Origin of the sequence: Streptomyces sp. NBC_00271, assembly GCF_036178845.1 — a bacterium.
In the GTDB taxonomy this organism is placed as follows: Bacteria; Actinomycetota; Actinomycetes; order Streptomycetales; family Streptomycetaceae; genus Streptomyces.
Map to the genome: position 1 here is coordinate 11885539 of NZ_CP108070.1, position 13263 is coordinate 11898801.

The window sequence follows — 13263 nt, forward strand, 5'->3', positions numbered from 1 at the left end:
CACCGCTTGATGTGCGCCCACGCGCCCACTCCGGTGTGACGCCGCTCCCCGGATCGGCCCCGTCGGGCGCCGTCCGCAAGGTTCCTCGCTGGCCTGGGCGGCTTGGCCTGGACGAGCTCCTTGACGTCGGCCTTCGCCGGATGGTGGTCCACGCCTGCGAAGGGGCCGGGGCGGCGTTCATTGAGCCCGCAGACCCTGAGGAGCGGGAGGCACCGGTGCCGGTGCCGGCGGCCTCCAGGCCTTGTCCGGCGGTCAGAAGACCTGGGCGAAGCAGCCCAGGGTGACAGCTATCGAGAGCACCGCCAGCGAGACTGCCATGAGGGGCTTGGGTACGTGCATGGGAATCCTCCATTGTTTGGGCTGATGTGGCTTACGGGCAGTACCGAACGAGCCACTTGTCGGCGTTGTGTGTATTCGGCGCCGGGTTCGGCATCGTGGTCGCCCGTTCTTCGATCATCTCCTCGGGGAGGATTCGCTTCGGCAGCTCGCCAAACCGGGCGGGCGGCGGGCGGTGAGGTGGAGCCTCGGGAAGAGTTCGGCCGCTGCGGAGAGTGTCGGCCCACGCACGGGAGCAGATCCGATGGGGGTTTCTGCAAGGCTTTCGGGTGGAGGGGTGCGAGGCTCGCTGGAGGGGTCAGGAGGGGGCATCGCGCCACAGCTATGAGCATATGCTCATATTTGCCTTGATGGCAAGAGCGAGTGGTTCGGGGTGGACCCGCCGGCCCGTCGCCGACCGTTGGCGGCAGGGTGACTGTCGCATTTGAGAGCACCTGCTCGTATCATGGGTGGGTGAAGCTCTGGAGGAGACAATGACCACTGCGCCGACGGATCCCGCCGACTCGTGCAACAACCTGGCCCTGCGCAAGGCGGCCCGGTACCTCGGTGCGACCTACGACAAGGCCCTGGCCCCCGTCGGTCTTCGTGCGACGCAGCTCAGCATCCTGCAGAAGCTGAGTGGGCACGGAGAAATGACGATCACCAGCCTTGCCGACGTGATCGCCATGGACCGCACGACGATGGCCTCAAACCTCAAGCCGCTTGCCCGCGAGGGTCTGGTAACCGTCGAGTCATCGGCAGCCGACCGCCGCGCACGGATCGCCGCCATCACGCCGGACGGCCTCACCCGACTGAAGGCGGCGCTACCACTGTGGAATGCCGTGCAGGCCCAGTTCGAGGAGAACTTCGGCGCCGACGAGGCAGCCCATCTGCGCGCGTACCTCGACGCCGTCCTTCACACCGGATTCGAGCCCTGGGCCGAGTAGGACACGACGCTTCTGGCGCTACTGAGGGCTGGCGTCGGCCGCCCTGACGTCACCGAAGTGCCCGTGAACACGCCGGGCGTGACGGACCCCTTGACGCGGCTGCTTCCAAGGAGCGAGCGCATGGGGGGAGTCGTCGAGGGTGTGTGAGATCGGGCGTCGACGGCAGGGACTCGCTGCGCAGCCTGACAGGCAAGGTCATCACGGAGTCGACTCTGTCGGCCGCGACGCAGGAACTGATGAAGATCCGGGCCGGCCAGATCAACGGCTGAGGGCACGGTGTTCACCGAGGCCGAGCGGGCGCCCTTGGAACTGGCGGAACAGGGCACGCGCATCGTCCGGTGGCGTCACCGACGAGGCCTGGGCGAACGCGGCCAACCGCTACGACGAGGACCAGTTGGCCGGGTTGGTGTCCCTCATCGCCCTGATCAGCGCTTACAACCGCACTGCATGAACGTCATCATCCAGCGGCCGGTCCAGCTTCGACGACGCCTCCACCGTTAGCTTCCCAGTCGGCGGCAGCCACGGCATCACGCCCTGCAGCGCGGCCTTCGCTTCCTTCTTCCCCAACCCCATCCACACTCGATGACGGAGTCGATCTGAACGCCGAGGGCAAGGTCCGCCGTTCCGCAGGTCTCGCGGTCACGCCCTCGGTACCCGGCGCCCCGGAACCGGCGTGTCACTACGAACAAGTGCGCCGTGGCGTTCTACGACCGCTCGCGCAGTAAAGCGGGATCTGGCACGACGTACGCAACTGCGGCAACGCCGTCAATCTGCGGGCCTCCCGGGCTCGTCGCAAGCAACTGCCTTGACCACCGGCGGCGGGCCGCTCCTTGAGAAGGGGCTTGTCAGGGTCGGCTGACGGAGATGTCGAGGGGGGCCGGGGTGAGGTCGATGGGGGATGCCTCGGTGTCCGGGCTTCCGCCTGGCCGGGTGGTGCCGGTGCGCTGCCGGCGGCGATCGTTGTGCCAGGAGATGGCGCACGCCGCCAGGTACAGCAGGCTGATGGGGGTGGCGAGCAGCAGCATGCTGAGCGGGTCGGTGCTGGGGGTGGCGAGCGCCGCGAAGGCGGCGATGGCCATGAACATGCCGCGCCACCAGTCGGCCATCCGGCGTGCGCTGATCACGCCGCCGAGGTTCAGCAGCACGAGAAGGACGGGGAGTTCGAAGGAGAGTCCGAAGACGAGGACCATGCGGGTGGCGAGGTTGAGGAAGTCGTCGACGGGCAGGAGGTTGGTGGCGTTGTCCGGGGTGAAGGAGATAAGTACCCGTGCCGTGGTGGGCAGGGTCCAGTACGCCACGGCGGCACCGGTCAGGAACAGGGGGATGCCGGCCCCGAGGAAGGTCAGGGTGTATTTCTTCTCGTTGCGGTGCAGTCCTGGTGCGACGAAGGCCCACAGCTGATACAGCCACAGCGGGCTCGCGGCGACGACCCCCGCGGTGATGGACACCTTCAGCGCGAGGGTGAAGGGTGACAGAAGGCCGTTGAGGGAGATCACGCCGCAGCGGCCCGCGTCGTCCGTGCCGGCCGGTTGGCCCGGAGCGCAGCCGGGCAGGGGATCGATGAGGAATCCGATCAGCTGCTTGTAGAACAGGGCCGCAACGACGGTGATGAGCAGGATCGCTCCGACGGCCTTGAGTAGGCGGTTGCGCAGCTCGCGCAGGTGCTCCCGCAGGGGCATAGGCGCGGCGTCATGTGCTGGTTGGGTCGGCATGGGCGGTCCCGGTCCCTTCAAGTGCGGCACCGGCCGGGTGCTGGTCGGTGGCTTCGGTGTTTCAGCGCCGGGGGGAGGTGTCTGCCTCGGTCGCCTCCGGGGCCGTGTGCCGGCTCTCGGCCGCGAGCTGGTGGGCTGCGGTGGCGTGAACGGTCGGGGGTTCGTCCGCGTCGTCCTTCTGCATGGCCTTGGTCTCGCTCTTGAGGATCCGCAGCGACTGCCCGAAGGAGCGGGCCATTTCGGGGAGCCGCTTGGCGCCGAACAGGAGCACGACGACGAGGAGGATGAGGATGATCTCGGGTGCTCCGAGCCTGCCGAACATGGGCGTTTCCTTTCCGAGGGTCTGAAAGCGCAGGGGCGGTGCTCCTGCGCGGTGGCCTGGCTGCGGACGGATGCGGCAGCCAGGCCCTGCGTGCCGGTCAGTGCATTGACGGGGCGGGCCGACGGCGAGGCGGCCGTGGTCCTTCCCGGTTACGGGCCGTTCTTGTCGAGGCTGTAGCGCCCCGTGCCGGTGGCTTCCCGAGGCCCGTGGCCGGTGGCCGCGGGAAGCGGGTCGGGTGCGGTGGTCTTGCCGAGGCCCTTTGAGGTGTTGGTTCCGGCGCTGTCAAGCGGTTCGTCCCCTAGGCCGAGGTCGGCGGTCAGGTCGCCCAGGCCCAGGCTCTGGTCACCCAAGAGGTTCTTGGCCACGAAGGTCTTCGGGTTGAGGTCCTCGAGATTCAGGTCCTTGAGCTCGGTGGGGAGTTCGTCTCGAATGCTCGCCTGAGCGCTCTGCGAGAACTCGCGGAGCTTGCGCAGGGTCCGCATGGTGTCGGACACCATCTTGGGGAGCTTGTCGGGCCCGACAAGAATGACGGCCAGCACGATCAGCGTCACAACTTCGAGTGGGCCGATGTCGGAAAACATCCATGCCTCCCGTCGGGGATGGTGAAGGCTCCGCCGCTCCTGGAAGGGGGCGAAGCGTGGCGTGCCAGTCGTCCGAAGGGGCGCCTGCCGAACGCAGGCCAGCCGCACGACGGCGTGCGGCTCCCCGGGGGCTGACCACCCCGGGTACAACTGCGCAAGAGCGTTCGCTCCGGTCCTGCCCGCCGGGACACCCGGCGGGCAGGACGACCTCGGTCGAGGGCCCCTGCGGTGGGATTAGCGCAGGAGCCGGGCGAACATACCGGGCTCTTCGGTGAGGAGCTCCGGCTGCTCGAAAGCGGCGACACTGCCGCCTGGTCGAGCGCGTGCCGTCACGCCCGGGGCATGCCCGGACGTCTGGCCGTCCGCTAGCGGGACGGGCCGGCGGCGCGGCGGTACGGGGCCAGGAAGCGCGTCAGTTCCGACAGCAGCTGCCTGGGGGCCTGCTCAGCGACCCAGTGGCCGGCACCGGGGATGACCACACCTTGTACGTCGTTCGCGAGGGGAATCATCGCCTTTCCGACCAGGTCACCCCAGCTTTCCGATCCGCCGATCGCCAGGACGGGCATCGTCAGCTTGTTCTCGGCGCGCGTCGCGTTCTGCGCGGTGGTGGTGTCCCATGCGCGGTAGAGACCGAAGCTGCCGCGCAGGGTCTCGGGGTCGGAGAGGAGACGGAAGTAGTACTCGCGCGCGTAGTTGGGCAGCTTCTGCCCGCCCTGGATGTCGAACTCGTAGCCGAAGAAGATCTCCTCCCGGCCGCTGACCAGCTTCTCGGTCAGCTTGTGGTTGACCCGGTTGAAGGGGATGTGCCAGAGCCTGTTGTTGTGGTCCTCATCGATGAACAGGGGCGGCGAGGCCTTCAGCGTCGGGGGTCCGGGAACCTCCAGGAGGGCCACGCGGGCGACACGCTGTGGATGGTCCGCCGCCAGCGCGTAGCTGACGATCAGGCCGGTGTCATGGCCGGCCACGGCGAACCGTTGGTGACCGAGGGCGTTCATAAGGGCGACCAGGTCGTTGGCGAGGGTAGCGGTGTCGTACCCGCTCTTGGGCTTCTCGGTCAGACCGATGCCGCGCTGGTCGACGGCGATGACCGTGTAGTGCCGGGCGAGCTCCGGCATCACCATGCGCCAGGCGTACCAGTTCTGCGGCCAGCCGTGTACCAGCAGCAGCGGCGGCCCGTCGCCTCCGATGACCGCGTGCTGGCGCAGTCCGCCGGCCTGGATGAACCGGCTGGTGAACGTCTTGGTGAACCCGGCCGGAAGCCCCGGAGCCGTGGAGACCGAACCCAAACCCCTCGGCCTGCGCACGGCGGGGGAGGCAGCGGCGACGGTGGTCAATCCGCCTACCAGCGAGATACCGGCTGCGGCAGCAGCAGAAGCAGCCGCGCCGCCGACGAAGCCGCGTCGGGACAGCCCGCGCCGGGCACGGTGTGACACCGGCTTTGATCCGGGGCCTTCCTGCGTGGGCGGCTCCATGGGAGACATGGTCATGAAAATTTTCCCTTCGAACGTTGCTCGAGCGTCAGGGCGAAGCCAGGACCTCGAGACTAAGGAGCATATGCTCGTATTTGTGTCGGCTTCGGAATCCGACTGATGGTGCGCCGGGGCTGTGTTCAGGGGCTGATCGGGGCCGGCCGTCCTGCAGGCTGGTCGTCGCCCGTCATTCCCGGGTGGCTGATGAGATGTCAGCGGCCGGGGAACCGCTGCGTGATCTCCTGGAGCACCCAGCCGTTGCCGTCCGGGTCGCTGAAGGTGGCGAAGGAGCCGTAGGAAGCGCGGCCGGGGTGCAGGCCGGCAAGCCGCCCCTGTCCCTCGACCCGGTGGGTGACCTCTCCGGCCTCATGGCCGTGGTAGAGCAGTCCTGCGGCGTCGTGGAAGACTTCGCCCACCTCGATGCCGCGACCGACGAGTTCCGCGCGGGCCTCCTCGATGTCGGAGACGGCGAGGTACAGGCCCTGGGCCGAGCCGGGCGCGGCGGAGGTGATCCCCGTGCCGAACATGATCGAGCACTCGGAACCGGGCGGCGTGAAGTGCACCGCGCGCCAGTTCTCGCTGGCGGCCATGTCGATGTCCAGACGGAATCCCACCTGCTCGTAGAAGGCCTTGGCCCGATCGACATCGGAAACAGCCAGCACGGTGACTTCGAGCTTCATGTACATGTAGGGGTCTTTCTCTCTTGATGTCGGTGAATCTCACACCTGCGAGTCACCGGTCGATGGGGGCCGGGGGCGGCGGAGCAGTACGAGCTGCCCACCGGCTCGGGGATTGCGATCCGGAGGGCGGACGATCGCGTCCCAGGTGGCGCACGCCTGCTCGATGCCGCCGCTCTTGAGGTGCATCTCGGCGCCGGCCACCAGGTCGAGCGCGACGACCCGACCTGCACAGGTGTCAGATGGGCGGGCTGTGGCGGCGAGGGCGTACGACAGCCAACCGTCAGCGCTTCAGGTGGACGGTGAAGTGCCTCTCGGTGTCACCGGCAGGAACGGTGCGAACAAAGCCTCGGGCGTTGCGGTAGTCGCCTGATCCGCCGGTGATGCCGACGTCGACGTAGGACGGGGCGGGCAGGTGGAGCAGCGCCTGCGCGGCGAACTGTCCCTCAGGCAGAGAGAAGGTGCCCAGGCACTGGAGCGCGGCCGGATCGACGTGGGTGTAGGTACAGACGACGCTGTGATCGCCGACCTTCTCGCCGTCGCGGTAGAGGTCTTCGTGGATGACGCGCTGGTCACCCGGGCTGATTCCTGCCCGGCCCAGATCGAGGTCTTCGAGCGAGGTCTGTTTGCCGACCAGCTCGAAAGTTTTCGCGCGCTGGTCAACGACGTGCGCACTGGCAGAAGTTGACGTGCCGGCCGACGCCAGCGGGGCGATGGCGACGCCACCGGCGACGACAGTGGCGATGCCGGCGGCTGCACTCAGGTAACGCAGCTTGTTGATCTTCAATGTAGTCGGCAACTTGCCGCTCCGTTCTGTGGTGTCGATTCGGTGGCGGCAGAACCTCGGCCCGGATGCACGGGGGCCGACGCCTGCTCCGATCGACTTGTGAACAACCTCTGTTGGGGTGGCATTTCGACACTCACACAACCTACGTCACCTGCCATAGGGGTGACGGATAATCAGGTGATGACCGCCCTGGATGCCGAGCCATGCTCTTGCTGGTGCGGACCTTGCGCAGTGTCAGGTTGTTGCATGCGTCGACGAGGTCCACCCGCGTCGGGGCCATGTCGTCGCGACGTGACTTACCGGCAATAGGAGCATATGCGCCTATTATCGAAATGGCAAGGGGCGGGTCTTGGGCGACACCTACCGTGACCCCCGGTCCATCGCCGGATGGTCGAGTCGCCCCCCGGCTGATTTCGGTCGGACGGTGATCCATCCGCGACCCGGACGTCCTCATCGCTGCGGACGCCGGATGCGACGCGCACCCCGCCGCGCCTTCCCTGTTGCCCATTTGGAGGCGGTCGCGGTGGTACCGGTATGTCACCGGCGTCAGGCGTCGCAGATGCGACATGCCGCCAAAGGTGATGGCCGTGTGAGGGGTGGGCGCGGCCACCCCTTCGGGGCGCGGCGATGGGTGCCCGGGCGACTCGGCGTCGCCGAGTCGAAAGGGTTCGGGAGGATCTGCTCCTTGCTGTCGAGCCGATAGGAGCATATGCTCCTATCGGCTCGACAGTCACGTAGCGGAGCTGAAGTTGTCCGCTCGGCCGGGCCCCATCCCTCCCGGACCGCCTTGGCTGCCTTTTTATCGCGTGCCCGTCCGGGCTCGCGCAGCATCGCGAGGTCTTACCGACCGTACATTTGCAAGGAGTATCACCATGACTGTCGTAAAAGCCGCTGCAGTCCAGATCAGTCCCGTGCTTTACAGCCGCGCGGGCACCGTAGAGAAGGTCGTGAAAAAGATCCGCGACCTGGGTGAGCAGGGTGTCCAGTTCGCGGTCTTCCCTGAGACCATCGTTCCCTACTACCCCTACTTCTCCTTCGTGCAGCCGCCCTACACCATGGCCGAGGGGCACCTGCGCCTGCTCGATCAGGCGGTGACCGTACCGTCCGCCGAGACCGAGGCGATCGCCGAAGCCGTCCGGGAAGCCCACATGGTCGTCTCGATCGGCGTCAACGAGCGTGACGGCGGCACCATCTACAACACGCAGCTGCTGTTCGACGCGGACGGCACACTGATCCAGCGCCGCCGCAAGATCACGCCGACCTATCACGAGCGGATGATCTGGGGCCAGGGCGACGGTTCGGGCCTGCGCGCGGTAGATAGCGCCGTCGGCCGCATCGGACAGCTCGCATGCTGGGAGCACTACCTGCCGCTAGCACGCTATGCCTTGATCGCCGACGGCGAGCAGATCCACGCCGCGATGTACCCCGGTTCCTTCGGCGGCCAGCAGTTCGCCGACCAGATCGAGGTCAACATCCGCCAGCATGCGCTGGAATCGGCCTGCTTCGTGGTCAACGCCACCGCCTGGCTCGAGGCCGACCAGCAGGCGCAGATCGCCAAGGACACCGGCGGCCCCGTTGGCGCGATCTCCGGTGGCTTCTTCACCGCCATTATCGATCCCGAGGGCCGCATCATCGGCGAGCCGCTCACATCCGGCGAAGGCGAAGTGATCGCCGACCTGGACTTCGCGCAGATCGACCTGCGCAAGCGCCTGATGGATGCGCGCGGCCACTACAGCCGCCCGGAACTGGTCAGCCTGCAGATCGAACGAACGCCGGCGCCCCACGTCCGTGAGCGCAGCACTCTCCTGCCGGTCCAGACTGGCCGGGCGGCTGAAGAAGGCCGCCCCGTCGAAGCCCAGTGAGCTGTTTGCCGAGCCTGGAGGCCCTCCCGGGGGCTCGAACCGGACAGGAGGAGTTGATGCTCGTAAGTTCGGCGCGCGGTCTCATGTCGCCCATGCGCCTGATGCGTCGTGGCGTCGCGAATCCGCTTCTTGTTTTTCCCACCTCGCCTGGGAAGTGCCCGGGTGAACGGCTGAGCGACAAGTGTCGGATCAAAGCCGAAGGGATATGGCCCCGGTCGACGACGCCGATGCCATCCTCAAGCTCGCCGACTACCAGGACTGCTGGTCTTGTGGAGGAGTTCCACTTTGACCGGATTCCGGAGGCCGACCGAAAGATGCCCCACGCACCGGATGGGACCGGGTACCTGATCGGCGCCAGACGGGAACAAAAGCGCGGCGAGAAGGTTTAAGTCGCAATTCCCATTGCGTATCACCCGCCGCTAGTAACAATGCCACAGATTAGGTGAGGCTGAGGATGCCCCTGCGGGGTGCGTCCGGCCACGCGAAGAGGAGGAACCCATGACTGATTCAGAGACTGAGAAGCAGCGCGTTAACATCGGAAAGCAGCACCCGGCCAATTACAAGGCTCTTATCACCCTGTCCTCGGCAGTGGAAGACACCACCACCGCGGCAGGTCTTGACCCGCTTCTGGTCGAGCTTTTGAAGATCCGCACGTCCCAGATCAACGGCTGCGCGTTCTGTCTCAAAATGCACACCCGCGACGCGCTCAAGAAGGGCGAGAACCCGGACCGGATCGCAGTGTTGCCCGCGTGGGAAGAAACCGATTACTTCTCCGAGACCGACCGCGCGGCCCTACGCCTTACAGAGGCCATCGCGCACGTGTCCGAGGGGCACGTGAGCGACGACGACTACAACGCGGCAGCAGCCGTGCTCTCCGCAGATCAGGTCTCGGCGGTGGCCTGGCTGTCAACGTTGATGAACGCCTTCAACCGCGTCGCGATTACAAGTCGATACCCGGTCACCGGCAACTGAACCAGCTTGTAGTCCGTGCGGGCATGCGAGTGCTGTCGTCCCAGGACGAGTTCTTCGAGGTCGCCCCGATGCGTTGATGGCGTTGGGTATGCAGGACACTCCCAGCACCCATGTATACGGAGGGCCCGCTCCATCCGTGACCGGACCGTGTCGAAGATGTCGATATCGGCGGGATCGCTGTGCCACTTGGCCTCGATCAAATACCAGGTATCCCCGTAGCGGGCCACCAGGTCCGTCTGCCGGGGTTTCGCGATGGACGCGTTGCGGACGACGCGGAAGTGCGCCCGCCTGTACCGCTGCTCCAGCAGCGCCTCCAGCTGGTAGCCACACTTGTGCGCAGACGGCAGCGCGCTGAGCTGTTTGAAGTCCGCCAGCAGCGATAGCCCGCCTGACCTCACACCATTCCTCTCACCGGCCACCATGGAATCCTCTCTCTTCGATGACGGACGCGTCCGGCTCCCACCACAAGGTCAACGGCTGCCCCTCGACAGGAGGGCACGTGGCCTTCGTTCTGTCGAAGGTGATGTCGCAAGCGGTCAGCGCGGTTTTCCACGTGCGACAGGTGACCGGCTGGCTGACCCGGCATCCCACGACCCTGACCGAGGAAGACCGGGCTGGCCTGAAGGATGTCCTGGCACGCTGCCCCGAACTGGAGACGGCCGCCGGGCATGTCCGTGACTTCGGCGAGATACTCACGAGCCGCCTCGGAGCGGTGCTCCCTGCCTGGATCGACGCAGTCGACGCCAGCCAACTGCCCGGCCTCACCGGCTTCGCACTCCACCTGCTCCGGGACCTCGACGCCGTGATAGCTGGCCTCACCTTGGACTGGAGTTCCGGCAGTATCGAAGGCGCCGTGAACCGCATCAAGAAGATCAAAAGGCAGCTCTACGGGCGAGCCGGATTCGAACTCCTACGCAAGATGATCCTGCTTCAGTGACCCTCAGCAGCGACGCCCCGGGATCTTTACAACGTCGGGTCAGGCCAGCTCGACAAATCGGTGGACGCGAAAGGACGTCAGCTGGTCGGGTTCGATGCTTGCCGAGTCCACCCGGTAGCGGCCAGCGGCGAGTTCGAGAGCGGTGCTGTCCGTGAGTGTCCCGACCTCGGTGCCGAAGTAGGCGGCATCGAACATCACGAGCTCGCCAGTGGTGCTCAGTACAGGTCCTTCCTCCCACTCGGCGGTGGGAAGCCCAGCCCGGATGAAGTCGGCGACACCATCCTCGCTCTCCGCATAGCACCAGCGGACGAGGACTCGGTACTCAGGAAGGTAGGCGGTGGAGAGAGGTTCGTCCCCCAGGACCAGCGCCTCAGCTCCGTCAGGCAGTGCGAGGACTCCAACGAAATCCCTCACCTCGCAAGCCCGGTCGTAGTCGCCCTCCGTTCCCGACCAGTGCGCCAGCGCGGTGCGTGGAACCACGATGAACGGGCCGCCCTCCGTCTCCAGCCACGTCAAAGACATGCCGCCTCCACCTTCAGGATCTCAGTTCCGTCGCGACAGCGTATGTGCCAGGTTGGACAGGGCTCATGGTGGTCGAGGTGCGCGGTGACGGGCCCAGGGTCGTGACCATCCCCTGCATTCGAACGCCACCGTCACCCTCCGCGACCGCTCCCCAAGATCTGTGCCAGAACCCAAAAGTCACTGACATTGATCACGCCGCTCCCCGAGAAACGTCATTGATCCGGTGACACCGGCCTCACTACCCTCCTGATCGACGTCAGCGTGGGCGGCGCCCCGTGGTTACCCGCGGAGCAGCTCGGCCAGCACCTCGGCTTCGCTGATCTCGGGCTGCTTGGTCGCGGTGAGGAGCGTCAAAGTCCGGTCTTTGGCGAGGGCGCGCAGGTGAGCCAGCGCGTCTGCATGCTCGGGATCTTCGAGTTCGGCCCGGTAGCGATGGCTGAACTCCGTGAAGCGTTCCGGGTCGTGGCTGTACCACTTGCGCAGTTCCGTGGACGGGGCAACCTGCTTGCACCACTCGTCGAGATGGGCCTTCTCTTTGGTCATTCCCCGTGGCCAGATGCGGTCGACCAGCACTCTGGTGCCGTCGGCCTGCTCCGGAGCCTCGTAGACCCTGCGGACGTGCACGGTCTTCTTGCGTGCCATGGGGAACCTCCTGGTGAGCTGGGTACTCCGCTTCTTTCGGCATCACACGTGGTAGCGGGCGATGATCTCAAGCCGTGCCACCTCGTCCGGCCCCGGATAGGCCACCAGCACCGGCAGACCGCTGGGGTCCATGCCCTCGAGAAGGTGAATCCCTCAGCCTGCCTTGTGTACACATGGCCGGACCGGGCGCTGAGCACGCGCTCGCACCGCTGGAAGTCGTCTGGGCCGTCCGCCGTCCAGATCACGTACTGCGCGCCGACATGGCCCGCCGGGTAGTCCGGGGGCGCCGGCCCAGCAGCGTTCCCGACTCCGCTCAGGCGGCCGCCGGTGCCTGGCCGCGCTGGGCGATCATCATGGCCATGTCGTCGTCGAGTAGACCGCCCGCATAGGCCCGCAGGTCGGCGGTGATCTGCTTCAGGAGCGGCCCGGGGGCGTGGTCGACCCACCTCGCGAGGCGTTCGGCGAGCGGGTAGAAGATGCCCGCGCCGTCGCGGGTCTCGGTGACGCCGTCGGTGTAGAGCAGGATCCTGTCCCCCTCGTGGAAGGGGAAGGTCGCCACCGTATACGTGTCGTCGGACATGGCGCCGAGGCCGAGCGGCGGGGCGGGTTCGCTCACCTGGAGCGCGGTGACGGTCCCGGTCGCCCGGCGCAGCAGCAGGGGCGGCGGATGGCCGCAGCTGATCATGTGCACCACCGGCTCGTCGTCCGGGATGTCGAGCACCACGGCGGTCACGAAACGTTCGGCGGCGTCGGGCTCGCATTCCGAGAACTCCGCGAGGCCCCAGCGGACGGCGTCCTCGAGGTAGGCGACCAGCTCCGTCAGCGGGATCTGCCGATGGGCCGCGGCGCGGAAGGCACCCAGCACGATCGCCGTGTCGCTGATCGAGGCGAGGCCCTTGCCCCGGACGTCGCCCATGATCAGTCGGGTGGAGTCGGAGGTACGGGCCGCGGCGTAGAGGTCGCCGCCTAGGTAGGTGTCGGCCTCGGCGCTGTGGTACTCCGCTGCGAGGGACATCGGCCCGGCCCGCCGGGGGAGCGGGCGCAGGACGACCCGCTGTGCGGTGTCGGAAACGGTGCGCGCTCTGCTCAGTTCCCGTTGATGCCGGTCCCGCAGGTGGGTGAAGGCGAACAGCAGGGCGGAGAGCACGGTGAGCGAAGCGAGTTCGACCAGCACACTCTCGGTGCCCAGGGTCCGACGCTCCGCCCCCGCGGCGATCAGCGCGAGTATCGCGAGGCCACCGATCAGGGCCGTGGGGCGTGGGCCCGCGCCCATGGCGGTCACCGCCGTGGCGACGACCAGGAGGTGGGCGAGGTGGATGTCCGGAGGCAGGAACGCGTCGGCCGCCGGGATGGAGACGATCAGGGCCAGGGGGACGACCAGGAAGAGCGGGTGCAGCGCCGCCCGGCTCCAGACTTTGAGGACCCTGGTCACGGAAGTCGTGGTTGTCGCAACGCTCATCCCTGCTCCCATCATGCCGGCCTGGTGAGTGGCCGCGGTGCGCGAGAGACGCCCTCGCG

Annotated in this window: 15 protein-coding genes and 1 pseudogene; 5 read left to right on the forward strand and 11 right to left on the reverse strand. The window is 67.0% G+C overall.

The genetic code is table 11. The features are described 5' to 3' along the window. The first annotated feature begins 809 nt into the window (after positions 1-809). Together OG798_RS54555 and OG798_RS54560 are read left to right on the forward strand one after the other, a co-directional pair. On the forward strand, positions 810-1262 hold the full coding sequence (locus OG798_RS54555) for a MarR family winged helix-turn-helix transcriptional regulator (RefSeq protein ID WP_075033844.1): 453 nt from the start codon (positions 810-812) through the stop codon (positions 1260-1262). A gap of 143 nt (positions 1263-1405) precedes the next feature. Further along, positions 1406-1713, forward strand: a pseudogene (locus tag OG798_RS54560) (carboxymuconolactone decarboxylase family protein). Positions 1714-2107: 394 nt separating this feature from the next. On the opposite strand, the gene tatC reads toward OG798_RS54560, so the two are convergent. The 7 genes from tatC to OG798_RS54595 form a co-directional block, all read right to left on the reverse strand. After that, on the reverse strand, positions 2108-2941 hold the full coding sequence (gene tatC, locus OG798_RS54565) for a twin-arginine translocase subunit TatC (RefSeq protein WP_328755789.1): 834 nt from the start codon (positions 2939-2941) through the stop codon (positions 2108-2110). Positions 2942-3035: 94 nt separating this feature from the next. Further along, entirely contained in the window at positions 3036-3296 is a 261-nt protein-coding gene (gene tatA / locus OG798_RS54570) for a Sec-independent protein translocase subunit TatA (protein ID WP_267059732.1), read from the reverse strand. A gap of 149 nt (positions 3297-3445) precedes the next feature. Continuing rightward, positions 3446-3877, reverse strand: a complete 432-nt coding sequence (locus OG798_RS54575; RefSeq protein WP_328755788.1) for a Sec-independent protein translocase subunit TatB — start codon at positions 3875-3877, stop codon at positions 3446-3448. 365 nt (positions 3878-4242) lie between these two features. Beyond that, positions 4243-5364 carry an alpha/beta fold hydrolase gene (locus OG798_RS54580; protein WP_267059730.1) on the reverse strand — a complete coding sequence of 374 codons (1122 nt, stop codon included), beginning with the start codon at positions 5362-5364 and terminating at the stop codon, positions 4243-4245. Between the two features lie 194 nt (positions 5365-5558). Continuing rightward, entirely contained in the window at positions 5559-6032 is a 474-nt protein-coding gene (locus tag OG798_RS54585; RefSeq protein ID WP_267059729.1) for a VOC family protein, read from the reverse strand. A 33-nt stretch (positions 6033-6065) separates the two neighbouring features. Further along, on the reverse strand, positions 6066-6227 hold the full coding sequence (locus OG798_RS54590) for a hypothetical protein (protein ID WP_267059728.1): 162 nt from the start codon (positions 6225-6227) through the stop codon (positions 6066-6068). Positions 6228-6306: 79 nt separating this feature from the next. Beyond that, positions 6307-6810: an allene oxide cyclase barrel-like domain-containing protein gene (locus OG798_RS54595; protein WP_267059727.1), complete on the reverse strand. Its 504-nt coding sequence runs from the start codon at positions 6808-6810 to the stop codon at positions 6307-6309. An 872-nt stretch (positions 6811-7682) separates the two neighbouring features. Between OG798_RS54595 and OG798_RS54600 the strand changes: the two genes are divergently transcribed. After that, positions 7683-8672 carry a nitrilase-related carbon-nitrogen hydrolase gene (locus OG798_RS54600; RefSeq protein WP_319753445.1) on the forward strand — a complete coding sequence of 330 codons (990 nt, stop codon included), beginning with the start codon at positions 7683-7685 and terminating at the stop codon, positions 8670-8672. A 498-nt stretch (positions 8673-9170) separates the two neighbouring features. Continuing rightward, entirely contained in the window at positions 9171-9644 is a 474-nt protein-coding gene (locus tag OG798_RS54605; protein WP_267059725.1) for a carboxymuconolactone decarboxylase family protein, read from the forward strand. On the opposite strand, the gene OG798_RS54610 is transcribed toward OG798_RS54605, so the two are convergent. Continuing rightward, a complete protein-coding gene (locus tag OG798_RS54610) occupies positions 9554-10066 on the reverse strand; it encodes a hypothetical protein (RefSeq protein ID WP_328755787.1) in 513 nt (170 codons plus the stop codon). The genes OG798_RS54605 and OG798_RS54610 overlap by 91 nt on opposite strands. A gap of 17 nt (positions 10067-10083) precedes the next feature. Here OG798_RS54610 and OG798_RS54615 point away from each other — a divergent pair, with 17 nt between their 5' ends. Beyond that, entirely contained in the window at positions 10084-10581 is a 498-nt protein-coding gene (locus tag OG798_RS54615; RefSeq protein ID WP_435864231.1) for an ISL3 family transposase, read from the forward strand. Between the two features lie 39 nt (positions 10582-10620). Here the strand turns inward: OG798_RS54615 and OG798_RS54620 are convergent, their stop codons facing one another. The 3 genes from OG798_RS54620 to OG798_RS54630 all read right to left on the reverse strand — a co-directional run bounded on the left by OG798_RS54620 (position 10621) and on the right by OG798_RS54630 (position 13204). Further along, positions 10621-11103, reverse strand: coding sequence for an Imm21 family immunity protein (locus OG798_RS54620; protein WP_328755786.1), 483 nt, complete (start codon positions 11101-11103; stop codon positions 10621-10623). Positions 11104-11382: 279 nt separating this feature from the next. Further along, entirely contained in the window at positions 11383-11745 is a 363-nt protein-coding gene (locus OG798_RS54625) for a DUF488 domain-containing protein (protein WP_267059680.1), read from the reverse strand. A gap of 313 nt (positions 11746-12058) precedes the next feature. Beyond that, a complete protein-coding gene (locus OG798_RS54630) occupies positions 12059-13204 on the reverse strand; it encodes a PP2C family protein-serine/threonine phosphatase (protein ID WP_267059678.1) in 1146 nt (381 codons plus the stop codon). Positions 13205-13263: the final 59 nt, after the last annotated feature.